We start from the raw sequence: 26,959 nt of genomic DNA on the forward strand, positions 1-26,959 counted from the left end.
GGGCGGGCCCGCTTTCGCGGCCTCCATCGGCGTCGCCTGGCTTGATCCGACCGGCTTCGAGCAGTATGTCTGGTTTCCTTCGTCGGCGCGGTCGAGGCAACGGTCCACTGTCTACCCGATCGGCGGTCCCGGCGGGGGCCGGCGCTCAGCGGTCCTGAAGCAGCCCGAGGACGTTGCCGTCGGGGTCGGTGACGGTGGCCACCAGGCGGCCGCCGCCGACGTCGTGCGCGGGCTCCTTCACGGTGGCCCCCGCGGCGGTCACCTCGGCCAGCTTCGCCTCGATGTCCGGCACGTGCCAGTAGGCCACCGGTGAGGTCATGCCCTGCGGTCCACCACTCGGCACCAGTCCGATGTGCTGGCCCTCGGCCTCGAAGCCGACGTAGTAGGACTCGTCGGTCTGCGGCGGTACGCCGAGCAGGGCGGCGTACACCGCCTTGGCCGCCGCCAGGTCGGACACGGGATGCAGCACGGTCTTGATCCCCTGAGTGGAAGAGCCGGTCATGGTCACTCCTGAAGTAGTGGGTCGCAGCGACCCGGTGTGTGTCGCCGAGATCGACGATGAAAGGGAGGCCCGGAAATCGACGTGCCGGGCCGGTCCCGATCCGGCGCATCCCGCCGTATCCGGCGTCGTTGCGCACCTCACGGCCGAGGGCGTCGCGATGGAAGGTAAGGGAGGCGTCCGGGTCGTCATGCGGGAGGAGGGTCTAGTGAGTGGTGATGTCCATGGCGGTCAGGCTATGCGTGGCCCGGTGACCGGCGCTTCTCCAAAACTGCTCACTTGACGGTGACGTCGGGCGTTCGGCCGGTGTTCGCCGCCACGGCCATCTGCCGGAATTCGGCGCATTTGTCCCCCTGGTCTTGCGCAACCGGCAATTACAGCTTCGACTTCCCGTCGCTTGGGGTCAAGATCCCGAGGCCAGGATCGAGTCGCACGTCTTTGCACTCGGAGGTCTTGAGCATGTCCAAGCTGTCCCGCAGAAATTTCCTCGGCACCGCCGCTGCCGTCACTGGAGCGGCCGCCGCCGGCGCCGCCTTGCCCGGTGCGAGCGCTTCCGCATCTTCCGGCCATGACCACGGCGATGATCACGGCCATGACGGCCACGAGCACGGCCATGGGCACGGGCATGCGCACGGTGACATCCGTGACATCAAGCATGTCGTCGTGATCATGCAGGAGAACCGGAGCTTCGATCACTACTTCGGCGCCCTCAAGGGAGTCCGCGGTTTCGGTGACCGCTCCACCATCACGCTGCCGGGTGGCAAGACCGTCTGGGAGCAGCCGGTAACCCCGCTGACCGCCGGGGCAGCCACGCAGTACCCGTGGCGGCTGAGCGGAGCGAAGACCTGGAATGGAGCGACGCCGCCGAGCCCCGAGCTCGGCGCCGCCAACTACGGCGGCACCAGCCACGGCTGGACCGACCAGCACGGCGCCTGGTACGGCGGGCTGATGACGGGCTGGTACTACTCCAAGGGCGGCCCGACCACGCTGGGTTACATGGACCGTCGCGACCTGCCGTTCCACTACGCCCTCGCTGACGCGTACACGGTCGGCGACGCGTACCACTGCTCCGTGCTCAGCGCGACCGGGCCCAACCGCACCTACCTGTGGAGCGGCTCGATCAACGCGAACAAGAAGCACGGCACCTTCACCGCCAGCGACGGCGGCGACGAGCGCGGCAAGTTCCTGCCTTGGGAGTCCTACGCCGAGACGCTCCAGACGGCGGGTGTCAGCTGGCGGGTCTACCAGTGCGCCGACGACTACGGCGACAACGGCTTGGAGTACTTCAACACCTTCGCCAAGCTCGACCCCACCCAGGGCGGGACCGCCGCTCCGGGCAACGTCTTCTACGACAACGGCGTGAAGAACGTCCCCGAGCCGATCACCGGGCTGTCGGGCAACGCCGACAACCTCATCGCCGCGATCCGCGCCGATGTGCTGGGCGGCACGCTGCCGCAGGTGAACTGGGTCGTGAACAACCAGTTCTTCTCCGAGCACCCGGTCACGGCGCCGAGCAACGGTGCGTACTTCCTCCGCGGCGTCCTCGAGGCCCTCAACGCCGACCCGGACGTGTTCAACTCGACCCTGGTCATCATCAACTACGACGAGAACGACGGCCAGTTCGACCACGTCCCGCCGCCCATGCCGGCGCCGGGCGAGGAGGACGAGTTCGTCTCCGGCACCATGGCCGCGTACGGTGTCACGGCTCCGCTCCCCGTCGGACTCGGCTTCCGCGTGCCGCTCATCCTCATCTCGCCCTGGACGCGCGGCGGTTGGGTGACCTCGGAGGTCTCCGACCACACATCGGTCATCCAGTTCATGGAGAAGTGGACCTCCGCGCTCGGCAAGCCGGCCATCTCGCCCAACATCAGCGACTGGCGGCGCAAGGTCTGCGGCGACCTCACGAACGCCTTCGACTTCGACAAGCCGGTTTACGGCATGCCGCTCCTTCCGGCCACCGGGGCGCTCATCCCGGAGACTCGGTACACCCCGCTGCCGGGCGACAACACGATGCCGACTCAGGAGGCGGGCACCAGGCGGGCGCGCCCGCTGCCGTACCAGCCGAACGCCAACCTGGCCGGGTTCACCAGCGGGACGTCCGGCGTCGTGGCGAACCTGAAGTTCAGCAACGTGGCTCCGTTCGCGACCAAGGCGAGCCACTTCGCCGTCTACAACAACCGGGCCGCGATCCCGACGCTCGCGCAGTACCCGGCCGCGTTCCCGGGCCAGTACACCGTCGCGGCCCACGCGACGGCGGCCGGGACCGGCGCCGTGGGCGCGTCCGCCGACGACAGCGCGTACGACATCACCGTCACCGGGCCGAACCGGTTCCTGCGCCGGTTCGTCGGCGACGTCACCACCGCGGGCAAGGACCTCGTCGTCGAGGCGGACTACTACGACGGCAAGGCGACCACGAAGCCGGAGCTGACGCTGCGGCTGAGCAACCGCGGGAAGTCGCACGTGACGTTCACGATCACGCACAACCACTACATTTCGGGCAAGCCGCACACCGTGCGGGTCGCTCCTCACAGCGAGGAGGAGTGGACGGTGAACCCGCTGAAGGAAAGCAGCGGCTGGTACGACGTGACGGTCACGGCCAACTGCGACGCAGCCTGGTCGCAGCGGTTCGTCGGCCACATCGAGACCGGAGAGGCCAGCATCACCGGCTGATTCGGCGCCTCACCGAAGACCGGCCCTTCCCGCCATGCTCGGATGACGAGCACATCGCGACCGAGTCCGCGGGCGGGGCCGGGCCCCGGTGGGTGCCATGAAACCGGTCACAGGCGTGCGGCGGCACGAGACGGTCACGCCGTCGTCGCCGTATCCGAAGGATTCGGGCCAGTCGGCCCGGCGGCGCTGAACGGGTCGCCGGGCGGCAGCCAGGCCCTGTCGGCGTCCAGACTGAGGCCGCCGACGTCGTGGGTCAGTGCCTCGACGGTGGCCCGCACGGCCGTACGGGTCTCGTCGCGCCGGGAGACGAGGGCCCAGGCCCAGTACGGTGCCGGGTCGACCACCCTGCGCGGGTGAAGGTCGGGGGGCAACTGTGTGGTCTGGCCCTTGGCCGAGTTGATGACGGGGACGCGGAGCCGGCGTACGTGGTCGAAGAAGGCCCGGCCGGTGATGCCGCCGTCGTCGATGCGCACGACGCGGGCGCCGGTGTCCCGGGCGAACGCCTCGGCGTAGCGGTTCCAGGAGCCCCAGGCGGCGGTGTCGGCGTCCACCAGCACGACGGTGTCCTTGGCCCGCACGGCGGAGGTGCCCGCGCAGGTGGAGATCGCCAGGAGCCGGTCCGCGCCGACCAGCCGTGCCTCGAGGCCGTGAGCGGCCAGGGCGTCGGTCTGCACCGCGCAGATGGCCAGGTCGATGATGCCGTCGGCGACCCGGCCGACTTGGATGTGCGACGGCATGACCCAGGCCTCGACGTGCAGTTGCGCGACGCCGGACACGCGGGTGGTCAGGTCGGGCGGCAGCCAGCCGATGTAGCCGAGCCGGACCGGCTCGGTGGTGGCCAGGCCGGCCGCGGAGCGGCGCATCTGGTCGGCCTGATCAAGCAGCGCCCGGGCGGGGGCGAGCAGGGCCTGTCCGGAGGAGGTCAGCGCGACCGAGCGACGGTCCCGATCGAACAGACGTACGCCCAGATCGCGCTCCAGCACCTTGATCTGCTGGGAGAGCGACGGGCCCGCGATGCGCAACCGGGCCGCGGCGCGGCCGAAGTTCAGCTCCTCGGCCACCGCGACGAAGTAGCGCAGCTGGCGGAGCTCCATCCATCCAGCGTAGTTCTGTAGGAGGTTTCGCCTACCAGCAGGGAGCAAGCCGGTCATGGCGGGACGGCGCCGAGTGGACGCAGGATGGGTCCATGACGACATGCCGGGAACGGCTCCCGGCGCCGGCTGTGCGGCCTGGACCTGGCGGGGTGGCGGAACCCCTGAGGTGCCCGGGTCGCATCTTGTTCGAACGGGCCGGTGCCGCTGACGGCCGGAACCCTTCCGAGAGAGTGGACATGAACGCAGCTGGTGCGGGCCTGCCCCCTGAGAGGGATCCGGCCCAGCGCTGGTTCGCCGCCGCCTCTCATGAAATGCGCACGCCCCTCGCCGGGCTCAGGGCCGAGCTCGAGGAGGCCCGGCTGAATCCCGGCCAGGCCGAGTTGCCACGGGTCCTCGACGCGGCGCTGCGCAGCGTCGACCGGCTCGAAGCGATCGTCGCCGATCTTTCCCTGCTCGCGCAGATCGCGGAAGGCGTGTGGGTACGGCACCAGCCGGTCGACCTTTCCGCCGTGGCCCGCGTCCACGCCGTCGCGTCGGCCGCGGGCCCGGAGGTCGGGTTACGGGCTGCGGACCCGGTCATCGTCGATGCGGCGCCCACACTCCTGGACAGGCTGGTGGCCAATCTGCTGGAAAACGCCCGCCGATACGCCCGGCAGGCGATCCAGATCCAGGTTCGCCGGCATGGATCCACGGCCGAACTCATCGTCACCGACGACGGGCCGGGCATCCCCGCCCCGGATCGGGAACGGGTCTTCGAACGCTTCTTCCGGCTCGACAGTGCCCGCTGCAGGCGCCGCGGCGGCGCCGGCCTCGGCCTGGCCATCGCCCGCGACATCGCTCACGCGCACAACGGAACCCTGCACGTGGAGGACGCCGCCGGCCCCGGAGCACGCTTTGTGCTCCGTCTCCCCGTCGCCCGGCGTACCACCGGCCGGCCATGACCACAGGGGGCGGGCCGAAGTAGGCCCCGCCCTCCACCGACGGCACGGTGGCCGGGCCGCGGGGCCGCCACGGGTGGTGATCGGGGTCGAACAGCACGTGGGCATCGGGTCCCTCGGTTCTGCGGGCCGACAGGCCGCCGGGTGCCGCTGAGCGTAGGGCCGGCGCTGAGCGGAAATCAATACTTGACGAAGTTAAATATTGCTCCTACGTTTCGCCTATGTTTCCCGGGAACGGCACGGCCCCGCTCGTGTGGCACCGGCGGCAGTGGTGGGTGTTATGGCTGTGCTGACCCAAGGACCACCTCAGTCGGGTGAGTCCCGCGCGACGGCTCGGGCTGTCCTCCGCCGTCGTCGCCAGGGCCGCGCGCTCATCGACGCTGTCACCTGCATGAGTCGGCCGCGTCCGTACGCCCGTTCCTCTTCGAGGAGCGGATACGCGGAGCGGCTGCCGTGAGCATCGAGTCGTTCGTCCCCTAGCCCACCGACCCCGATCCGGCCACCGGCCGGCCATAGCGCACCAGGTACCACCCCACCCCCTCAACCAGGAGGTGTGACGTGACGTCACCCCATTTCCTGATGGAGCTGCACGTGCCGGCGTGCGCTGTGTCGAACGGCAGCCATGCCGGGCACATCCCGCAGTTGGGCGCCATCACCCGCACCGGACCGGCGATCATGAATGGCCGGGTCCGGCCGGCGGTCCGGCCCGATGTCGGCGTCGAGACGCACCTCGACTCCGCCGACGACCAGCGGGTGGGTTGATGGAGATCACCACCAAGCGCTCGAACCCGCCGGTTCGCGCGACCGAGCCGCCGGTCGAGCCTCGCGGGCCCCGGAACGCGCTCGCGCGCCATTGGAGTCGCCAACTGGCCGAGGCCCGGCGGTCCTGGCGGCTGAACTGGCAGCTGTATCTCCTGGTGATCGTGCCGGTGGCGTACTTCGTCATCTTCAAGTACATCCCGATCAGCAACGCCGTCATCGCCTTCAAGGACTACAACGTCATCAAGGGGGTCTGGGGCAGCGACTGGGTCGGGTTCAAGAACTTCGAGCTGTTCTTCAGCAACCCGGTCTTCGGCACGCTGCTGAAGAACACCTTCATCCTGGCGTTCTACCTGGTGCTGGCCAGTTTCCCGATCCCGATCATTTTGGCCATCGCGCTCAACGAGATCCGGGGCGGCCTGTTCAAGCGCACGGTGCAGCTGCTCACCTACGCGCCCTACTTCATCTCCACCGTCGTGGCGGTGTCGATGACGATCCTCATCCTGTCGCCACGGCTGGGCATCGTGAACGACGCGCTCGGCCTGTTCGGGATCCCGGCGGTCGACTTCCTCGGCGACCCGGACTACTTCCGGCACATCTACGTGTGGTCCGATGTCTGGCAGACCACGGGCTACTCCGCGGTCATCTACATGGCCGCTCTCGCCGGCATCGATCCGGCACTGCACGAGGCGGCCAAGATCGACGGCGCCAGCCGTTGGCAGCGGATCCGGAACGTCGACCTGCCGGGAATCATGCCCACCGCAGTGATCATCCTGATCCTCGGCGTGGGGAACATGATGGCGATCGGGTTCGAGAAGGCCTTCCTGCTGCAGAACGACCTGAACCTCGCGCAGTCGGAGATCATCGCGACCTACGTCTACAAGACCGGCCTGGTCAACGCGGACTTCAGCATGGCGACCGCCGTCGGTCTGTTCAACTCGGTAGTCAATCTCTGCCTGCTGCTGTTCGTCAACTTCGCCGCCAAGCGGATCACCGGGAAGGGGTTGTGGGGATGAGCGCGCTGACGACGTCGCCGACGTCCAAGCTGCGGCGCAAGCAGGCGGCGAAGGAGCGGATCCGCGAGCCGTTCCGCGACCGGGTGTTCGTGATCACCGTCACGGTCATGCTGGTGGTGATCCTCGCGCTGGTGCTGCTGCCGCTGATCTACATCGTCGCCAACTCCTTCAGCAGCGCGAGCGCCGTCTCCGCGGGCAAGGTGACCTTCTGGCCGGTCGACTTCTCGGTGCGCGCCTACAAGGTCGCACTGAGCAACCCGCAGATCCTGCGGGGGTACTACAACTCGCTGATCTACGCCGTCTGCGGCACCCTGATCAGCGTCACGCTGACCGTCGCCATCGCCTACCCGCTGTCGCGCAAGAGGTTCTTCGGGCGCAACGTGCTGATGACGGTCCTGATCTTCACCATGCTGTTCTCGGGCGGCCTGATCCCGACGTACATGGTGGTCCAGGACCTCGGCATGCTGAACACCCGCTGGGCGCTGCTGATCCCCAACGCCATCGGCGTCTGGCAGGTGATCATCGCTCGCACGTTCTTCGCCAACTCGATCCCGGAAGACCTGCACGAGGCCGCCATGCTGGACGGGGCGAGCGAGCTCCGCTACCTCCGGTCGGTGGTTCTGCCGCTGTCGAAGCCGCTGCTGGCCGTCCTCGCGCTGATGTACGTGATCTTCCAGTGGAACACCTACTTCGACGCCCTGGTCTATCTCAAGGATCAGGATCTCTTCCCGTTGCAGATCGTGCTCAGGAACGTCCTCATCCTCAACCAGCGCAACGTCGGCGTCGCGGACGTGGCCCAGCAGCTCCAGCAGCAACAGCTCGCCAACGTCCTGAAATACGCCCTCATCGTCGTCTCGAGTCTGCCCGTGCTGATCATCTACCCCTTCGTCGCCCGCCACTTCAACAAGGGCGTGATGGTCGGCGCCGTCAAGGGCTAGCAATTCCCCCCGATTGGAAGGAACCATGAAAATACACGCAAGCAGGAAAGTCGCCGCTGTGGCGATCGCCGCGGCGCTGGGTGTCGCGGGCTGCAGTTCCGGCGAGGACGACTCCAGCAAGCCGGAGCTCGGCGCGGGCGGCAAGGTCATCATCGACACCCTCGCACCCGCCGACGCGGACACGAACCTGGACACCAACCCGGTCACGAAGTTGATGAGTGACAAGTTCAAGATCCAGTTCCGCTGGCAGACCACCACGTTCGACGCGGGGCCGGCCAAGGAGAAGCGGCAGATCGCGCTCGCCAGCGGCGACTACCCGGACCTGTTCATGTTGATCCCCTGGGTGGACGGGTTCTCCCAGGCCGAGGTGCTGAAGCTGGGCAAGCAGGGCGTCGCCGTCCCGCTGGAACAACTGATCAAGGACAACGCGCCGAACATCCAGAAGGCGCTGGACTCCAACAAGACGCTCAAGGAGATGTCGACCGCCCCCGACGGGCACATCTACGCGTTGCCCCAGTGGTCGGACTGCTTCCACTGCAGCTATCCGGACAAGCTGTGGATCAACACGACATGGTTGAAGAAGCTCAACCTGCAGATGCCGAAGACCACCGATGAGCTGCGCGCCGTCCTTGAGGCGTTCAAGACCAAGGACCCGAACGGCAACGGCAAGGCCGACGAGATCCCGATGACCACGGACGTTCAGGACAGCCACCTGATCGAGTATCTGATGGGCGCGTTCGCCTACCCGCCGGCCGGCGCGAACAACGGCGGGGTCGGGCTGCTCACCCTCAACGGCAGCCAGGTCACCACCCCGGTGATCACGCCGGAGTGGCGCGACGGCCTGAAGTACATCAACTCGCTGGTCAAGGACGGCCTGATCGACAAGGCGGCGTTCACGCAGAACGCCGAGGCGCTCCAGGCGACCGGCAACAACCCCGACGCGGTCATGGTCGGCTCGGCGCCGCTCCTGCACCCGGGCATCTTCGTGCAGCTGGGCTCCAAGGACGGGCGCGACAAGCAGTACGACGCCGCCCCGCCGCTGACCGGGCCGTCCGGTAAGAACTACAGCGGTCTGAACTACCCGAGCTCCAGCACCTTCACCTTCATGCTGACCAACAAGGCCAGCAAGGAGGCCCAGGTCGCGGCGATCAAGATGCTCGACTACATCTACACGACCGAGGGCACCGAGACCGCGGTGATGGGTCCGGAGGGCGTGGGCTGGAACAAGCCGGGACCCGACGACATCGCGCTGGACGAATCGATCAAGCCGCTCTACAAGCGCACCCCGGGTTCGGAGGCGCCCAAGAACCTCTCGTGGGACGCGATGGCGCAGTACAACCTGACCCTCGACTACCGCAACGCCCAGGTGACGCCGAAGGACATCTACTCCGAGGACGGATACGAGCGGCGCTTGTTCGAGGCGACCAAGCTGTATGAGGGTCACGAGGACAAGGCGCAGTTCTTCCCGACCGTCTCGGTCTGGATCGACCCGAGCGTCAGCGGCGAGATGGCGACGCTGAAGACCAACCTCGAGAGCTACGTCGCCCAGGGCCAGCTGGCCTTCATCACCGGGTCCAAGAACATCGACACCGACTGGGACGCCTTCGTCCAGGGTCTCGACGGCGTCGGTCTGAAGCGGTACCTGGAGCTGAACCAGCAGGCCTACGACAAGTACAAGGCCGGCCAGTGACACCGCGCCCAGCCGGCCGGCGCCGGACGCGGAGCGGAGCCGATGCCGCTCCGCCCGGTGACGGCCGGCTGGGCGCGAGTTGTCCGCCGGCGCGAAGCGCGAACCCGGGCGGAGGCCTGACGCACACATGCCGACACTGTTCGACGTCACCGACTTCGGGGTGCTCCCCGGCAGCCACGTCGACGCCGCGCCCGGGGTCCGGGCGGCGCTGCGCGCGGCGGGCGACGTCGCCGGCCCGGTGGTGCTCCGTTTCCCGCCGGGCGACTATCACCTGTGGCCGGACGACGCGCAGCGCCGTGAGCTGTACGTCTCCAACACGGTGGGAGACGACCCGCGGCACAGCGTCAAGGCGATCGCGCTTCTCGTGGAGGCGACGGACGATCTCGTCATCTCGGGGGAGGGCGCCCGTCTCGTCCTGCACGGGCTCCAGACGACCTTCGCGGTCATCGACTCGCGGCGGGTACGCGTCGAGGGCCTCGAGTTCGACTTCGCGGTGCCGACGGTCGTCGACGCCACCGTCGCGGACGCGGGCGTCGCGGCGGGCCGGGCCTACCGGCTGATCCGGGTGCCCGCGGCCACGCTCTTCTCCGTCGAAGGCGCGTCGATCCGCTGGCACGGGGAGACGCTCGCCTCCGGCGCGGTCGCCTGGTCAGGGCGGGACGCGCTCGAGTACACCCAGATCCACGATCCCGTCCGCGGGCGGACGTCGCGCGGCCCCAACCCCCTCTTCGACCGGGTCCGGTCGATCAGGCCGGTGGGGGAGCGCGACGTCAGGATCGACTACGAGCACGCCGAGGAACCGGCCGACCTGGGACTCGTCTACTCGATGCGATCGACGACCCGCGACCACCCCGGCGGGCTCGTGCTCGACAGCTCCGATGTGACTCTGTCGCGGTTGCGGTTCCGCTTCCTCCACGGGTTCGGCGTGGTCGCCCAGACAAGCCGGGACGTCTCCGTCGAGGGGTGCGAATTCCAGACTCCGCCGGACAGCGGCCGGCACAGCGCCGGCTTCGCCGACTTCGTCCAGTTCTCCGGTTGCTCCGGAGAGGCGGTCGTGCGCGACTGCCTCTTCGACGGGCCGCACGACGATCCGATCAACATCCACGGCACCTACCTGCGGGTCACCGGTCAGCCGGACCGCCGCACCCTCGAACTGGACTACCCCCACCCGGAGACGGCGGGCTTTCCCCAGTTCTCGCCCGGTGACCGGATCGAGCTCGTCGATCGCGCCACACTCCAGGCGATCGCGTCGGCCACGGTACGCACTGTGCGGCAGCCGAGCGGTCGCGCCCACGATCAGCCGCTGCGCACCATCGTCGTGACCGTCGACGCGGAGCTTCCGGACGATCTCGCCGGGCGGACCGCGGTGGAGAACGTCACCCGGACACCGACCGTGCGGATCGCACGCAACATCTTCCGCAACGTCCCCACGCGGGGGGTGCTCGTGACCACCCGGCGCGCGGTGCTGATCGAGGAGAACCGTTTCGAGCGCACCGGGATGGCCGGAATCTACGTCTCCTGCGACGCCGACGAGTGGTGGGAGTCCGGGCCGGTGCGCGACCTGACGATACGCGGCAACGAGTTCATCGAACCGGGCGGGCCGGCGATCTTCCTCGATCCGACGAACACCCGATCCGACCCCGGGCATCCGGTCCACAGTGGTGTGGTCGTGGAGGAGAACCGATTCGTGCTCGACGGCGTGCCCGCGCTCGACGCGAAGAGCACGGACGGCATCCGCTTCCGGAACAACGGCATCGTCCGGCTCGGGCGGCAGACGCCCGACATCGTCCTGCGGTCATGCTCCGACGTGGGCGTCGAAGTCGACGGTGACGCGGGACGTGGTAAACCTGCCGGCGACTTTCCCCTTCTCCTGGAGGCCGACTGACGTGAGACCGCCCGAGTCGTCCGCGACGCCGACTGAGCGGCCCGGCCGCCCCGCCGTTGCGGAGCCCGTCGTGCTCGAGACCACCCAGGAGACCGCGATCTGGGGCTACTTTCCCACCGACCGGGCGCCGGTGCTGACGGTGGACTCCGGCACGGTCGTCAGGATCGACGCGGTGAACCAGGCCGGCGTGTCCGCCGCCGAGGGGCCGGTCGCCTACTTCGAGATGTTGGGCGTGCCCGCCGACCAGGTGCTGCCCGAGCTGGCGGAGATCGCGAAGAACCCTCGCCCGGCCGGCTCCAGCGGCCACATTCTCACCGGCCCGGTCCATGTGCGGGGCGCCGAACCAGGAGACGTGCTGGAGATCCGCATCCTGGACGTCTCTCCGCGCGTGCCGTACGGCGTGAACGGCACCGGCCCCGGCGCAGGAGTCTGCGGCGATCTGCTGGACACTGCGTCGACCCGCCTGCTCCAGCTGGACCCCTCGGGCCGGCATTACTCGTTCGGGCACGGCATCAAGATCCCGTTCAAGCCGTTCGCGGGGATCATGGCAGTCGCCCCGCCCACGTCGGCCGGCTTCGTCTCCGCCAACCCGCCGGACCGGTGGGGCGGCAACCTGGACTTCCGCGACCTCGTCGCCGGTACGACGCTGTACCTGCCGGTCTTCCAACCGGGCGGCATGTTCTACACGGGCGACACGCACGGCGCGCAGGGCCACGGCGAAGTCGACCAGACCGCCGTCGAGCACTCGATGTCGCTCACCGCTCAGTTCGTCGTCCGCAAGGGTGCGAGCCTGGAGTGGCCGCGCGCGGAGAGCGACGAGTACTTCTGGTGCATGGGCATCGACGCCGACCTCGACGTCGCACTGCGGATCGCCGTCAAGGAAGCCGTGGGCTATCTCGTCGAGGCCACCGAAGGTGCGCTGACGACCGCCGACGCCTACGCGCTGTGCAGCATCGCGGTCGACTTCGTCGTCGCCGAGGCGGTCGACGGCAACAAGGTCATCGTCGCCTACATCGCCAAGTCCCTGTTGCCCTGATGCCGTCGCCCTGACGCTGTCGCCCGAGGCCGGCCGTGCCGCCGGTCGAGGGCGTCGGGCTGACGGCAGTCAACAAATCCTGATATGTCCTTACAAATGCCTAACAATCACCAGTAAGATCGTCCGCAGGCGATCTCATGCGTGATACTCCCGTTGAGGATTTTCGGACCACCTGAAAGTGGACGTTTAGGTCATGTCAGATCAGTCGCCTTCCCCCTCCCGACGATCGGTTCTCACCACGGGCGCCGCCCTCCTGGCCGGTTTCGGCGTCGGCGCCGCGCTCCCCGCGCGGAGCGCCGCCGCCGCGTCGCAAACGGCGGAGGCCGCGTCGGGGGACCTCGCCGTCTACCGGCCCGTCGCCGTGTCGTCCACCGACTACGCCCCCACCCCGGCCGAGTTCGCGGTGGACGGGCTCACCTCCACCGGCGTGCGGGGCAGCGGATGGCGGGCCGCCGACGGCGACCCGCAGTGGATCTCCGTTGATCTGCAGGCGGACTGCCGGGTCGAGTCCCTCCGCCTGACCTTCGAGGCCACGGCGGACGATCCGGTCTTCGTGCCCTCCAGTGGCGGCAACCCGCGCGACAGCACGACCGGCCAGGAGATCCTGTCCAGCTGCGCGGTGGACTTCACGGTCGAGACGTCGCGGGACGACCGGTCGTGGACCACCGTCCACCGCGCCACCTCCGGGACCGGCGGCGTCGTGGAGATCGGCCTGGCCACCCCGGTCGTCGCGCGCTGGGTGCGGATGACCGTCAGCAGGCGCTCCACCGCCAACCCCCTCGGGCTGAACGGCTTCGAGGTGTACGGCAAGCCCCTCACACCCCGGCCTTCTGCCACCGGCTGGACCGACTGGGGGACCCACCATCACAAGGCGCCCGCGCTGCGGGTCGCGGCCGACGGCACGGTGCCGCTGGAGTCGGGCTGGACGCTGACCATGGACGAGCGGGCCGGCGGCCAGGGCGCCGACCTGTCCCGTCCGGGCGTGGACACCCGCCGCTGGTTGCCGGCGACCGTCCCCGGCACCGTTCTGGCCTCGCTCGTGGAGCAGGGCCACCTGCCCGACCCGGTGTCCGGGTTCAACAACCTCCATGTCCCCGAGGCCCTGTCCCGGCACTCGTGGTGGTACCGGCGTGACTTCCGCCTGCCCCACGGCCTGCGCACGGGCCCCGGCCGCCACGTCTGGCTGGAGTTCGACGGCATCAACCACACGGCCGACATCTGGCTGAACGGCCGGCAGATCGGGACGATGACCTATCCCTTCGCCCGGTCCGCGCACGACGTCACGGAACTGCTGGCCGCCGACGGCGAGCAGGCCCTGGCCGTGAAGATCACCCCGATGCCCTTCCCCGGCAGCCCCGCCGACAAGGGACCGGCCGGCCTGTCGTGGGTGGACGCCGGCGCCACGATGATGAACCGCAACTCGCCGACCTACCTGGCCTCCTCCGGCTGGGACTGGATGCCGGCGGTGCGCGACCGCGCCGCGGGCATCTGGAACCACGTACGGCTCCGCTCGACCGGCCACGCGGTCATCGGCGACCCCCGCGTGGACACCAGGCTCCCCGGCCTGCCGGACACCGGCACCGCCGAGGTGACGATCGTCGTCCCGGTGCGCAACGCCGACACGTCGGACAGGCGGGTGACGGTGTCCGCCTCGTTCGACGATGTCCACGTCTCCCAGACGGTCACCGTTCCCGCAGGTCAGACAGTCGACGTCACCTTCACCCCCGACGCGTACGGCCGGCTGCGCCTGCGCGACCCCGAGCTGTGGTGGCCCAACGGATACGGCGAGCCCGCCCTGCACGACCTGACCCTCGTCGCCTCGGCCGACGGCGTGGAGAGCGACCGGCGCACCACCCGGTTCGGCATCCGCCAGTTCGGCTACGAGTACGAGGTGCCGCTGTCCTTCGGCGGCGAAGGCGGCGACGCGTACACCCAGTCGGTGGACCTGGGGCCGCAGGAGGCGCGGCACGTGCGGGTCAGGTGCCTGACCCGGGCCACGAACTGGGGGAGTTCCCTGTGGAGCCTGTCGATCTTCGAGGGCGCCGTGCCGAGCACCGACCTGGCCTTACACAAGACGGCCACCGCCTCCACCGTGGACGAGACGTCTCACCAGCCCGGTAACGCCACCGACGGAGACCCGGACACGCGCTGGTCGTCGGCGTTCGAGGACGACCAGTGGATCAGCGTCGACCTCGGGTCCGTCGTCGCCTTCGACCGGATCGACCTGTCCTGGGAGCAGGCCTACGCCAAGACGTACGTCATCCAGGTCTCCCGGGACGGCGACACGTGGACCGACGCGAAGTCGGTGGACAACGGCGCCGTGCCGCTGCCGTTCAACCGGGCCTCGGCGAGCCTGCAGACCGTGGACTTCCCCGCCCGTACGGCACGGCACATCAGGATCAGATGCCTGACCCGGGCCAGCAGTTGGGGGTCGTCGATGTGGAGCCTGTCGGTCATCGACAGCGCCGTGCCGGGCACCGACCTGGCCCTGCACAAGACGGCCACCGCCTCGACAGTGGACGAGTCGTGGAACCAGCCCGGCAACGTCACCGACGGCGACCCGAACACGCGGTGGTCGTCGGCGTTCGAGGACGACCAGTGGGTCGGCGTCGACCTCGGCTCGGCCGTGACCTTCGACCGGGTCGTCATCGTGTGGGAGCAGGCCTACGCGAAGACGTACGTCATCCAGGTGTCCGACGACGGCGAGACCTGGACTGACGTGAAATCCGTCGACAACATCACGGTCCCGTTGAAGATCAGCGTCAATGGTGTCCGGGTGTTCTGCCGGGGCGGCAACTGGGGCTGGGACGAACTGCTGCGCCGCATGCCCCCCGAGCGCATGGACGCCGCCGTGCGGATGCACCGCGACATGAACTTCACCATGATCCGCAACTGGGTGGGCAGCAGCAACCGGGAGGAGTTCTACGCCTCTTGCGACGAGCACGGCCTGCTCGTGTGGAACGACTTCCCCAACGCGTGGGCCATGGACCCGCCGGACCACCAGGCGTTCCTCGACCTGGCGCGCGACACCGTGCGCCGCTACCGCATCCATCCCAGCGTCGTCGTGTGGTGCGGGGCCAACGAGGGCAATCCGCCCGCGCCGATCGACAAGGGCATGCGCGAGGCGGTCCAGGCGGAGGCGCCCGCCGTGCTGTACCAGAACAACTCGGCCGGGGGCATCGTCAGCGGCGGCGGCCCGTACGGCTGGATCGAGCCGGACCGCTACCACTCGCCGTCCACGTACGGCGGCGTCTTCGGCTTCCACACCGAGATCGGCATGCCGGTGGTGTCCACGGCCGAGAGCATGCGCAACCTCGTCGGTGGGGAGCCCGAGTGGCCGATCGGCGGAGCGTGGAACTACCACGACTGGAGCACCAGGGGGAACCAGGCGCCGCAGAACTACCAGGCCGCCATCGAGACCCGCCTCGGCACGGCCACCGGGCTGGACGACTTCACACGCAAGGCCCAGTTCGTGAACTACGAGAACCACCGCGCCATGTTCGAGGCGTGGAACGCTCACCTGTGGCAGGACGCCAGCGGCCTCATGCTCTGGATGTCCCACCCGGCCTGGCACAGCACGGTCTGGCAGACCTACGACTACGACTTCGACGTCAACGGCGCCTACTTCGGCGCCCGCAAGGCGTGCGAGCCGGTCCACGTCCAGGCCGACCCGGATGACTGGCAGGTCATCGCCGTCAACCACACTCCGCGGGCGCTCACCGGCGTGACGGTGACGGCGGCCGCGTTCGACCTCGGCGGACGTCGGCTCGGTGCCCCTCAGCGGATGAAGGTCGACGTCCAGCCGTCGGCCACGGAGAAGGCGTTCACGGCGGGGTGGACACCCGGCATGCCGGACTTCCATCTCCTCCGGCTGACACTGGAGGACGGCCGGGGCCGTGTGCTGTCGGAGAACGTCTACTGGCGGTATCGGGAGGCCGCCCACATGAGGGCGCTCAATGAGGCCCCGCAGGTGAAGGTGTCGGCCGACGCCGCGCGGGTGACCAGGACGGGGACGCGCCGCTCGCTCACCGCGACGGTCGTCAACCGCGGCTCGGCGGTCGCGGCGATGGTACGGCTGTCGCTCCTGGACGACCGGACCGGCGGGCGGGTGCTGCCGACCCTGTACGGCGACAACTACCTGTGGCTGCTACCCGGCGAGCCGCGGGCCGTCACCCTCTCCTGGCCCGCCGCGGCGCTGCCCTCCGACCGGCCCGCTCTGCGACTGGAGGGCTACAACGTGCCCCGGACGGTGACCCGGCCGTAGTCCATCTCGGTTCCCCGCCGTCCACCCGGGCGGCGGGGGGCCTTCGGCCGAACATCATCGGGACGGGCATCGTGGCGTGCCTTAGAGTCGGAATGTGCCGTTACTTGCCACGCCCGCTCTGCCTCCCGGCTCGATGGCGGCGCTGACGCAGCCCGAGATCCGTTTGAACGGCGTAGTGCTCCGGCCCTGGCAGGTGTCGGATCATCCGGCTGTCGTGGCGGGCTACGCCGATCCTGCCATTCAGCGCTGGCACTGCCGATCGATGACCGAAGACGAGGCCCGCGATTGGATAGGTGCCTGGCCGGGCCGGTGGCGCGGTGAGACCGGTGCCGGGTGGGCCGTACTCGACGCGGGGGACGTCGCCGGGCAGATCAGCCTGCGTCGGATCGATCTTTTCGAAGGCCTGGCCGAGGTGTCGTACTGGGTACTGCCCGGAGCGCGCGGTCGACGCATCGCCCCGCGAGCGTTGTCAGCGCTCAGCGCGTGGTGCTTCGAAACGCTCCGGCTGCACCGCGTCGAGTTGTGCCACTCGACGGCGAACGTCGCGTCCTGCAGGGTCGCCCACCACGCCGGCTTCGCCGTAGAGGGTACGAAACGGGGCGAGGCCCGCCATGCCGATGGCTGGGACGACATGCACCTCCATGCCCGCCTCGACGACGACGCCTGACGCGGGCGGGCGATAGCCGTACCCCGGCGCACGTGAGGCCGGGCAAGATCGCTTGCCCACGCTGCCGTTTATGCCACGGCGGGCACATAAGGGAAGGTCCGTGACGGCTTCCCTGTGACGGACTCCTTGGTGATCCCGATGCTGACCGGCGTGTTGCCGGCGAAGGAGAACATCACGTCCGGGGCGTTGTCGGTCAGGGTGCGGCCGTTCCACCCCGCGAACCCGAACGAGGCGGGTGTGCCGACGCGGTACGGAAGCATGTTGGGCAGGAACGCGTCGGTCGGATCGGATGATCAGAAGTCAGACGGCCCTCCCGGCGGCGATGCGGCCGGGAGCCGGAGAACGAACCGCGCGCCGCACAGGCTGTCCTCGATCCCGAGGGTCCCGCCGCCGGCCTCCGCGATCTGCCGGGCGATCGTCAGTCCGAGCCCGGCCCCTCCGGCGGACGTGGTGCGTGGGGGGTCCAGCCGGGTGAACCTCTGGAACACCAGCTCACGTTTGTCCGGATCGATGCCCGGGCCGTCATCGATCACTTCCATGACCGCGACGCCGTGCGGGAAGCCTGGATCATCGAGGGAGGCGCTCGGCTCCTGCCGTACGGAGACTCTGAGCGCGATCTGGGCGTGCCGCTCGGCGTTGTCGATGAGGTTGGTGAACAGGCGTGCCAGCCGTGACCTGTCGCCCAGCACGACCACGCCGGGGTCGATCGAGGTGTCGATCCGCTTGGCCGGCGGCCGGGAGCACAGCTCCGCGGCGACGAGTTCGGACAGGTCGACGGGCTCGTGGGCGCCCGCCATCCCCGATTCGAGCTGCGTGATGGTCACCAGGTTCTGCGCGATCGCCTGCAGGCGATCGAGGCGGGGCATGACGGCTGCGCCGAGCGCCGTCACGCTGGTCTCGTCGGGCGCGAGCAGAGCGTCTTCGACCTCCGCGCGCATGGCGGTGACAGGAGTCCGCAGGTCATGGGAGACGTCGGCGACCATCTGGCGCTGCCGGTCCAGCGCGGTCCGCAGCTCCCGCAGCGCCACGTGCAGCCGGCACAGCGTGTGGTTGACGCTCTCCGCGAGCTCGTGGATCTCGTCGTCGGTGGGAGGCACGGGAACACGGCGTCCGGAGCTGGCCGCGTTGATCTGGTCGAGTTCGCTCCGGATCGCGGTCACGGGTCGTAGGGAGGCGACGACCGTCCGACGGCCGAGGCAGGTGACGATCACGGCCAGCAAGGCCGCCAAGCCGCCGACCAGCGTGGCCAGTCGCGGGTCCACCCAGAAGGGGACCGCGGGTGAGGCGGCGTAGACGATCCATCGCTCGCCGCGGCGATGGACGCGCTGTGCGACCACGAGGTCGCATCTGCCGGAGTGGACTCCTCCGCAGACGACGGACGTGGAGGCGTTCCTCCCTTCTGGGGTGAACGCCGCGATGGGCGGCCTCCCTCGCAGGTCCGGAGTCGAGGCGACGACATGGCGGCGTGAGTCGACGACCTGGATGCTCCGCAGTGGGAGGGTCGCGAGGGGGTATTGCAGCCGCCCCTGCTCCAACTGGATGGCCACGCGCGCTCCCGCCGCGGTGATCTCCTCGGTGGCGGACTCGACGGCGTAACGCTCAATCGCGACCATGACAACGGTGGCCAGCAGCGCGGACAGCACAGTGGCCACGACACCGGTGAACAGAGTGACGCGTGTGGTGATCGAGAGTCGGCGTCTCGCACTCATTCCACTCCCCCTGTCAGTGGACCACATGGCCGCCCGGTCGCGGCAGCGGGGTTCCACTACGGGGGACTGTGCGCCGGTGCGATGGACGCGGCGACTCACGCCGGCGATCTACTGGCTCACTGGCGCTACCCGCGGTTGCGGGCCTGCGAAGGCACGCTGGACGCGGCGCCTTGCTTGGAAGTGGTGTCCTGCTTGGCCTTGGCGTCGCCGCGGGGCCTGGCGCTCGGCCTGGTGCCCGACTTGGTGCCCGGCTTGTGGCCGGACTCGGCGTTCGGCATGTGGCCGGGTTCGCCGGACGGGCCACGCGGAGGCCTGCCGGTGTGGGGTTCCGTGGTCGGGGCCGGTTCGGCGCAGGAGGCGCCCTTGTGTACGGCCCTTGCGGAGTCCTCGGCCGTGCCGAGAGCGGAACCGACCTTCACCGTGACCTTTCGGACGTCCGCGTATCCGCACTGGGGGGTCTTGAACCGCACTCTGAGCTTCTGGTCGTACACCGAGTGGCCTGACAGTTCGACCCGCCGTTTGGAGGTGCGTTCCACGGTCTTCGGGCCCACGGTGATCGTCTGGCGGAAGGTGGCCGTCAGCGTGACGGGGTCCGGCGTGACGTTCCTGACCCTGACCGAGAGAGTGCTGCCGTTCCAGGAGGAGATCGACACAGTGGGCGGCGTGCACGGGTCGCCCTTCACCGCGACGACCTCGCTCCGCGCCCCAACGGACGTCTTCGTGGTCGTCGACACCGTGACCTGCCGGTATACGGTCTCGCCGCAGCTCGGCGTGGCGAACCCCCCGTCGATCGCCCGGTTGTAGGCGGTGGAGCCCGTGAGGACGAACGTCGTCGTACGGCCCGCCGTGAGCGTGGACGCGGACGCCCCCTCGGCGAAGCGCACGGTGAGGGTGACGCTCTTCGGCGTCGACGTCCTCGCCCGGATCGTGGCGGTGCGCCCGTCGAAGCCGGCGATGGTCAGGTCGCTCACCTTGACCGCGACGGGGGCCGGTGCGCGTGTACGGCTCGGGGTGGGACTCGGGGTCGGTGTCCGGGTCGGTGTCGGAGAGGCATGGTGAGTGCCAGGCGAGGTCGTCTGCGGCGCGGAGGCGTCGGAAATGGTCGCGTCATGGCGATCGACGGCGAGCACGGCCACCGCTGTCACGGCCACCGCGAGCGCCCCGGCTCCGATCAGGACCCGCGGCCCGTGGCGCAGTGACCGCTTCCGCCTGGTCCGCGCGGGGGTGGTGATCGTCCGTGGCGCCGGCGTTGCCAGGGGTAAGCCCGGGGCCAGAGGGGCGGCCAGTTCAGCGAGGTGACGCCGGCCGCGACGCTCCCACTCCGGCCCGTACGCTCCGAGCGCCGTCGTCTCCAGTTCGCCGATGAACGCCCCGGCGGTCACGGGGCGGTCCGCCGGATTCTTGGCCAGCCCCCGGCTCACCAGGTTCCTGACCGAGCCCGGCACGGCCTCCACGGGGATCGCCGCGCTCTGGTGCAGGTGGGGGAGGGCCGCCGGGTGGTCCGCTCGGTACGGTTCGCGCCCGGTGAGGCACTCGAAGAAGACGCACGTCGCCGCGTAGATGTCGGTCGCGGGGCCGGCAGGCGCACCGTTCCACTGCTCGGGCGCCATGTAGGGCGGGGTGCCCGCGAGCATGCCCGGGCCGCCGTCCATGACGGTGGCGATGCCGAAATCGGTCAGCTTGCTGAACCCGTCGGCCTGGACGAGGACGTTCCCGGGTTTGCCGTCGCGATGGACGATGCCGGCGCCGTGCGCGGTGGACAACCCGAGCAGCGAGCTCTTCAGTATGGCCAGCGCCGCCTCCGGGCTGGTGGAACCGTACTCGTCGAGGATCTCGCGGAGCGACACGCCGTCCACGAACTCCATGACGACGGCGGCGCCGAGAGGGCTCTCGACAAGCCCGTAGCAGTGCACGATGTGCGGATCGCCGAGTTCGATCATCCGGCGGACCTGGTCGCGGAACGCGAGGCGGAAGCGGGAGTCGGAGCTGAGCTCGTCGCTCAGATATTTGATCGCGACAGGGACGCCGGTCTCCGTGTACGTGGCGAGGACGACCTGGCCGCTCCTTCCGGACCCGAGCACGCGTTCTTCCCGGTATCCCGGGATGGGCCAGGCGTTCATCGTTTTCCCCCGGAGTGATGACGCTCCCGAGTCCCTGGATGTACGCCTCATCGAATACGTGGATCGGCAGGGGATTGGTAGATCATCACTGTGATCGCTCAGTTACGGACAGGTACGGCGTTCAAGCATATGTCAGGGTTTATGGATTAGATTCCTTTAAGTAACTAAATGCTACATTTGGTAGACATTTCGCGGATGGTGTTTCCGTGCAGCTCAGGGGATGGCGGGCGATCACACGCCCCGAATCGGGGAGTCGCACGGGCTGCGGCAAAACGGCACGGTGATCCAGGATTCATTCGGCGAGAGCTGCTGCGCGCCGGGCCCGGGGTTTCGGAGCGACGGTGACGATGATCGCCAGGGCGCAGACGACGGCGATCGCCGCGACCGCGGCGGGCACTCCGGTCCGCGACGTCCCGAGCGGCAACAGCAGGATGACGGTGACGCAGCCCAGAATCACCGCGGGATGGATGACGGGCTTCGCCAGGATCGACGCGTGGACCATCCAGAGCAGGATGAGGAACACGCCGACAGGGATCGCGACGGCGTAGCAGACGGCGAGGGGTGATGTGTTGAGGTCGTGTCCGGTCTGCTCGACCGCGACCTCAAGGCCGGCGCCGAGGGCCGCGAGGGCCGCGAAGAGGCCGTAATGGCCGTATCCCCACAGGTAGGAACGATGGCGACGGACGCTGAGACCGTCGCCGGCCGGTGCGAGGAAGTACAGCCACCAGAGGGCGAACAGCAGGGCGAGACCGGAGACGGCGATGAGGACGAGAGAGCCGCTGACCTCGTCCGCCTTGATCGCTCCTTCGACGCTCCTTGTCGCGGCGAGGACGCTCTCGCCCAGCAGGATGATCGTGAACAGGCCGTAGCGCTCGGCGATGTGGTGCGGGTGCCAGTTGGTGGGTCTGGTCCGTTCGGCCCAGCGTGGCACCGCGAGTTCCAAGGCGACCAGGCAGGCGAAGAACGGTACTTGAGCCGATGGCGGCAGGGCGCCCGTTTCTGAAAGGACGAGGCGGAGTGCCCAGGCGGCCTGCATGAGGCTGATCCCGGCGGCGTAGCGCAGTGCGGTGCGCCGGCTCGCCGCGTCGTCGGCGCCGGCCCGCAGCCATTGGGCGACGAGCCCGATCCTCATGATGATGTAGCCGAACGTGACCGCGCGATAGTCGGAGTGGTCGGCCGCGGCCGGCACGCCGGCGGCGAGGACCAGCACGCCCGCCATCTGCACCATGGTCAGCAGCCGGTAGGCGGCGTCGTCGGTGTCGTAGGACGAGGCGAACCAGGTGAAGTTCATCCACGCCCACCAGATCGCGAAGAAGACCTGGAGGAACGGGACGAGCCCGGCCAGGGCGTGACCGTCGGCGATATCGTGTCCGAACTGGGCGGTGACGGCCGCGATCGCGACCACGAAGGTGAGGTCGAAGAGCAACTCGAGCTGGCTTGAGACGCGGTGTGGCTCGTCGATCGCACGCGCGCTCATCCGGATCCGGACTCTGATGCCTGCTGATGGCAAGATCTTGCTCCTGTCGCCGCGCGTCTTCGTCCTCACAGAAGACCGGGCAGGGCTCCGATCTGTGACACCTGAGCGACGCCGACCCCGTTCGTGTGGCCGAGATCTGCTTGCGCCCGTTCATCACGTATGGAGGGCGATCGAACGGCTCGTCTTCAGCGTCTCCGGGTGGGCAGGTCCGAGGTGCTGCCGCTGGAGGTCCAGCACCTGACGATAGATCCGTTCGGCCTGGTGAGTGCGGCCCTGGGCGGCGAGCACGTTGGCGAGATCGCGGCGGGTGGTGAGCAGCCGGGCGTCGGTGGCGCCGAGGACCCGGTCCATGGTGGCCAGAACGTCACGCAGCATGCTCTCGGCCGGTGATGGGCGGCCCAGTGCCGCGAGCGTGCGGGCCAGGGTCGCCCTGCTTGTCAGCGTCAGTGGATGGTCGGCACCCAGCACGCGAGACAAGGTGTTCACGACTTGGGCGGACAATGCTTCGGCGTCCTGGTGCGCGCCGCCCTCGTTGGTCCAATGCGCCAGATCCGCCCAGGCGTCGAGCGTTCTGGGATGTTCGTCGCCCAGGACGCGGCGGTCGACCTCCAGGGCTCGGCGGCAAAGGTCGGCGGCCTGTTCGGCGTCTCCGCGCATTCCGACCGACCAGGCGAGATCGACGATGGTCGTCAACGTGTCGGTGTGTTCGGGGCCCAGAAACGCCTCCTGGTCGGCGATCAGATCGCGGTACATCTGTTCGGCCTCGCCGTAGCGCCCCTGAGCCATGATGGCCCCGATGAGCTGGTCTCTGGTGAGAAGCGTGCGCGGATCGCCATCGCCCAGCACGCTCCGCCGGTCCTCAAGGACGGCACGGAACAGGTCTTCCGCTTCGCGGTTCCGGCCTCGGGCGACCAGTGTGACACCGAGAACGTGGCGGGCCTCGATCGCTTCGGGATGCAGGTCCCCGAGCCTGGACGCCGCGGCGAGGAGCAAGCGCGCTATCCCCTCACCACCCGCGCCCTCCCTGTTCCCGATCAGCCACAGCGAGTAGTGCGCGCGACCCGCGACCTGCGACAGGCTCAGCAGCGCCGGGGTGCCGAGATGAGGGGCCGCCCAGGTGAGCAGTGCCTCCACATGCGGGATCAGCTTCTCCCAGTGCGGCCAGTCGGCGGGACGTTCGATCTCCAGCGCCTCGGCAGTGGTGCCGACCAACCGTACGGCGAGCTCCGGAATCGAGATGTCCGTCGTCATCCGCGCCCGGCAGGTGTCGGCCACCACCGGATGAAGCGTGAGGTCGGGCAGGCCACCCGGCACCGGAACGGCGTCGATCAACGCCATTTCGGCGAGAGCGCGCAAGATCTGCTCGCTCACCGACGAGGCGAGCATGGCCATGGGAATCGGCGTGGTCGGCGCGAAGCAGGCCAGCAGATACAGCACCTCCCTCGCCCGGTCCACGCCCTGTTCCGCGAGCGCGTCCAGGGCAAGCTCCCAGGTGCGCGAGACCGTCGCCCACGCGTCGGAGCGCACGGCATCCAATTCGGTGACCGCCGCCTGACCGCTGTCCAACGCTCGCCGGTAGTCCGCGAAGCTGTGCCACCTCGCGAACGGAGAAGTCAGATACACCCCCGCCAGATGCAGCGCGAGGGGCAGCCCGCCAAGGCGCCGCGCAAGCTCCACCGCCTGCCGCCCGTCCGGATCGGGGATGCCCGGAGCGGTTCTTCGAAGTACGGCTGCCGCCGTGATGTCGTCAAGGAGCTTCAGCGGCACCACCCGCATCCCGCCGCCCCAGACCTGCGGATCGCCTACCCGCGTGGTCACCACGGTGAGGATCCCGCCGCCTTCCGCACCCAACCCGCGCCATCCGCAGGTGTCGACGTACCGTCCGCGGCCAGGACGGATGGCACGTCCGCGTTGTCGAACACCAGCAGAGCGTTTCGGCTTCCGGCGGGGCGCTCGGCCAGGAACGTCCAGAACCGGTCGGCCGCGGTCGGCGCGGCATCGTTCACGTCCCGCAGAAGTGATTCGGGCGCGCCCAGCCGTCGGAGGATCTCCACGATCCCGCCACGCAACGACATCGAATCCGCGACGTTCACCCACCATACGGGCCGCCCGCGCCGACGGAACTCCGCCGCCAGCCACAGCGCCAGCGTCGATTTGCCGACTCCTCCCATCCCGGCCAGCACCAACACCTGGGAAGCGCGCCTGCCCCTGCGCGTCAGCACGCTCCTCAGCTCCGCCTTGAGGCCGTCGCGGCCCAGGACCTCTGACGGCAGACGGCCGTACGGCGCCGCGACTGGAAGCGCACCAGTGGTATCGGCGGACGGCGAACGTGGTGGTCCGCCTCCGGCGCGCCGGACATCGCGACGATCCAGCACCGCCACCCGAAGCTGCCACGCGCCGACCCCCAGTGCGGCGACCCCGGCGGCCGAGGCCGCGGCACTCAGCAGATCCATGCCCCGACAATAGAATCGAAGCCTGACTCGGCCTACCCGTTCAAAGGCGGCAGTACTGCCCTGCGACGTGGCCGGGGTCTTCGCAGCGTGGTTACGTGTCGACGGTGTCCGCTCACATCGGCATGCGGATCGCCGCCGGCTGCGTGGCCTGTGCGACCAGGCGGTCCTTGCTGTCCCAGACGCACGTGGCCTCGTCCATCCGCCCGTTCGTGTGGCCGAGTCTCCGCCTGCTGGCGGGACCCCCGCCGCCGGGCGAGGGACGGAGAAGCGTAGGGTCCGGACATGAGCGATCATTACGACGTCGTGGTCCTCGGCGCGGGACCCGGTGGGTACGTCGCCGCGATCCGGGCGGCCCAGCTCGGGCTCCGTACGGCGGTCATCGAAGAGCGTTATTGGGGCGGCGTGTGCCTCAATGTTGGGTGCATCCCCTCCAAGGCCCTCCTGCGCAACGCCGAACTCGTCAACCTCCTGTCCCGTGAGGCCAAGACGTTCGGCATCCAGGTCGACGGTGAGATCACCTTCGACTACGGCGAGGCCTTCCGGCGCAGCCGCAAGGTCGCCGACGGCCGGGTCAAGGGCGTGCACTTCCTGATGAAGAAGAACGGCATCACCGAATACGACGGGCGGGGCACCTTCACCGATCCGAACACCCTGCGCGTGGACGGCGCCGACGGCACCACGACGACGGTGACGTTCGGCCACTGCATCATCGCCACCGGCGCCACCACCCGGCTGCTACCGGGCACGTCCCTGAGCGAGAGGGTCGTGACGTACGAGGAGCAGATCCTCAGCGAGAAGCTCCCCGAGAGCATCGTGATCGCGGGTGCGGGCGCCATCGGCGTCGAGTTCGCGTACGTGCTCAACGGTTACGGCGTGAAGGTGACGATCGTCGAGTTCCTCGACCGCCTCGTGCCGCTCGAGGACGAGGAGGTCTCCGCCGAGCTGGCGCGGCGTTACAAGAGGCTCGGCATCGACGTGCTGACCTCGACCCGGGTCGAGGCGATCGACGAGTCGGGCGACAAGGTCAGGGTCACCGTCTCACGCGACGGGCAGTCGGAGATCCTCGAGGCCGACAAGGTGCTGCAGGCCATCGGCTTCCAGCCGCGGGTCGAGGGCTACGGGCTGGACAACACCGGCGTACGCCTGACCGACCGGGGCGCCATCGACATCGACGGGCATTGCCGTACGAACGTGCCGCACATCTTCGCGATCGGCGACGTGACGGCCAAGCTCATGCTCGCGCACGCGGCCGAGTCCATGGGCATCGTGGCGGCGGAGACGATCGCGGACGCCGAGACGATGGAGCTCGACTACGTCATGATCCCCCGGGCCACCTACTGCCAGCCGCAGATCGCGAGTTTCGGCCACACCGAGGCTCAGGCGCGCGAGCGCGGCTTCGACGTCAAGGTGGCGAAGTTCCCGTTCACGGCGAACGGCAAGGCCCACGGCCTCGGCGACACCGCCGGCTTCGTCAAGATCCTCAGCGACGCGGCGTACGGCGAGATCATCGGCGCGCACCTGATCGGGCCCGACGTGACCGAACTGCTGCCCGAGCTGACGCTGGCCCAGCAATGGGATCTGACGGTGCACGAGGTTGCGCGCAACGTGCACGCCCACCCCACGCTCGGGGAGGCGGTCAAGGAGGCCGTCCACGGGCTGGCCGGGCACATGATCAATTTCTGAGCTCGTCCGTTTTCGCGAGGACGGGAGAGCCTTTCGCAAAGGCGAAGGGCTCTCCGTCGGC

The 26,959-nt window shown here is 69.1% G+C and carries 19 protein-coding genes; 11 read left to right on the top strand and 8 right to left on the bottom strand.

Going from position 1 to position 26,959, the window contains the following annotated elements; all coding sequences use genetic code 11:
- Positions 1–145: 145 nt before the first annotated feature.
- Positions 146–502, bottom strand: a complete 357-nt coding sequence (locus Psi02_RS22755) for a VOC family protein (protein ID WP_203977331.1) — start codon at positions 500–502, stop codon at positions 146–148.
- Positions 503–958: 456 nt separating this feature from the next.
- Between Psi02_RS22755 and Psi02_RS22760 the strand changes: the two genes are divergently transcribed.
- Entirely contained in the window at positions 959–3,169 is a 2,211-nt protein-coding gene (locus tag Psi02_RS22760) for a phosphocholine-specific phospholipase C (protein ID WP_203977333.1), read from the top strand.
- A 134-nt stretch (positions 3,170–3,303) separates the two neighbouring features.
- Here Psi02_RS22760 and Psi02_RS40760 read toward each other — a convergent pair whose 3' ends face one another.
- Positions 3,304–4,263 carry a LysR family transcriptional regulator gene (locus Psi02_RS40760; protein ID WP_203977335.1) on the bottom strand — a complete coding sequence of 320 codons (960 nt, stop codon included), beginning with the start codon at positions 4,261–4,263 and terminating at the stop codon, positions 3,304–3,306.
- 236 nt (positions 4,264–4,499) lie between these two features.
- Between Psi02_RS40760 and Psi02_RS22770 the strand changes: the two genes are divergently transcribed.
- The 9 genes from Psi02_RS22770 (at position 4,500) to Psi02_RS22810 (ending at position 17,456) form a co-directional block, all read left to right on the top strand.
- Positions 4,500–5,204, top strand: a complete 705-nt coding sequence (locus Psi02_RS22770; RefSeq protein WP_203977336.1) for a sensor histidine kinase — start codon at positions 4,500–4,502, stop codon at positions 5,202–5,204.
- A 555-nt stretch (positions 5,205–5,759) separates the two neighbouring features.
- A complete protein-coding gene (locus Psi02_RS22775; RefSeq protein WP_203977338.1) occupies positions 5,760–5,963 on the top strand; it encodes a hypothetical protein in 204 nt (67 codons plus the stop codon).
- Positions 5,963–6,976, top strand: a complete 1,014-nt coding sequence (locus Psi02_RS22780; RefSeq protein WP_203977340.1) for an ABC transporter permease — start codon at positions 5,963–5,965, stop codon at positions 6,974–6,976. Before Psi02_RS22775 ends, Psi02_RS22780 begins: the two co-directional genes overlap by 1 nt.
- On the top strand, positions 6,973–7,914 hold the full coding sequence (locus Psi02_RS22785) for a carbohydrate ABC transporter permease (RefSeq protein WP_203977342.1): 942 nt from the start codon (positions 6,973–6,975) through the stop codon (positions 7,912–7,914). The genes Psi02_RS22780 and Psi02_RS22785 overlap by 4 nt, the downstream gene beginning before the upstream one ends.
- 25 nt (positions 7,915–7,939) lie before the next feature.
- Positions 7,940–9,604 carry a type 2 periplasmic-binding domain-containing protein gene (locus Psi02_RS22790; RefSeq protein ID WP_203977350.1) on the top strand — a complete coding sequence of 555 codons (1,665 nt, stop codon included), beginning with the start codon at positions 7,940–7,942 and terminating at the stop codon, positions 9,602–9,604.
- A gap of 127 nt (positions 9,605–9,731) precedes the next feature.
- Positions 9,732–11,489, top strand: coding sequence for a right-handed parallel beta-helix repeat-containing protein (locus Psi02_RS22795; RefSeq protein ID WP_203977353.1), 1,758 nt, complete (start codon positions 9,732–9,734; stop codon positions 11,487–11,489).
- A 1-nt stretch (position 11,490) separates the two neighbouring features.
- A complete protein-coding gene (locus Psi02_RS22800) occupies positions 11,491–12,525 on the top strand; it encodes an acetamidase/formamidase family protein (protein WP_203977355.1) in 1,035 nt (344 codons plus the stop codon).
- A 193-nt stretch (positions 12,526–12,718) separates the two neighbouring features.
- Entirely contained in the window at positions 12,719–16,789 is a 4,071-nt protein-coding gene (locus Psi02_RS22805) for a discoidin domain-containing protein (protein WP_203977357.1), read from the top strand.
- A gap of 94 nt (positions 16,790–16,883) precedes the next feature.
- Positions 16,884–17,456 (top strand): GNAT family N-acetyltransferase, encoded by a 573-nt coding sequence (locus tag Psi02_RS22810; protein WP_239095083.1) that lies wholly within the window; start codon positions 16,884–16,886, stop codon positions 17,454–17,456.
- 68 nt (positions 17,457–17,524) lie between these two features.
- On the opposite strand, the gene Psi02_RS22815 is transcribed toward Psi02_RS22810, so the two are convergent.
- The 6 genes from Psi02_RS22815 to Psi02_RS22840 form a co-directional block, all read right to left on the bottom strand.
- Positions 17,525–17,716, bottom strand: coding sequence for a hypothetical protein (locus Psi02_RS22815; RefSeq protein ID WP_203977359.1), 192 nt, complete (start codon positions 17,714–17,716; stop codon positions 17,525–17,527).
- 33 nt (positions 17,717–17,749) lie between these two features.
- Positions 17,750–19,165, bottom strand: a complete 1,416-nt coding sequence (locus tag Psi02_RS22820; RefSeq protein WP_203977361.1) for a sensor histidine kinase — start codon at positions 19,163–19,165, stop codon at positions 17,750–17,752.
- A gap of 125 nt (positions 19,166–19,290) precedes the next feature.
- Positions 19,291–21,285: a serine/threonine-protein kinase gene (locus Psi02_RS22825; protein WP_203977363.1), complete on the bottom strand. Its 1,995-nt coding sequence runs from the start codon at positions 21,283–21,285 to the stop codon at positions 19,291–19,293.
- 292 nt (positions 21,286–21,577) lie between these two features.
- Positions 21,578–22,762: a low temperature requirement protein A gene (locus Psi02_RS22830; protein WP_239095084.1), complete on the bottom strand. Its 1,185-nt coding sequence runs from the start codon at positions 22,760–22,762 to the stop codon at positions 21,578–21,580.
- A 153-nt stretch (positions 22,763–22,915) separates the two neighbouring features.
- Positions 22,916–24,580, bottom strand: coding sequence for a tetratricopeptide repeat protein (locus tag Psi02_RS22835; protein ID WP_203977367.1), 1,665 nt, complete (start codon positions 24,578–24,580; stop codon positions 22,916–22,918).
- Positions 24,577–25,215: an AAA family ATPase gene (locus Psi02_RS22840; protein ID WP_203977369.1), complete on the bottom strand. Its 639-nt coding sequence runs from the start codon at positions 25,213–25,215 to the stop codon at positions 24,577–24,579. Before Psi02_RS22840 ends, Psi02_RS22835 begins: the two co-directional genes overlap by 4 nt.
- A 282-nt stretch (positions 25,216–25,497) precedes the next feature.
- Here Psi02_RS22840 and lpdA point away from each other — a divergent pair, with 282 nt between their 5' ends.
- The gene (gene lpdA, locus Psi02_RS22845; protein WP_203977371.1) at positions 25,498–26,898 is read left to right on the top strand and encodes a dihydrolipoyl dehydrogenase; all 1,401 of its coding nucleotides are present in this window, start codon (positions 25,498–25,500) and stop codon (positions 26,896–26,898) included.
- The last annotated feature ends 61 nt before the right edge of the window (positions 26,899–26,959 follow it).

This window comes from Planotetraspora silvatica (assembly GCF_016863315.1).
Lineage (GTDB): Bacteria > Actinomycetota > Actinomycetes > Streptosporangiales > Streptosporangiaceae > Planotetraspora > Planotetraspora silvatica.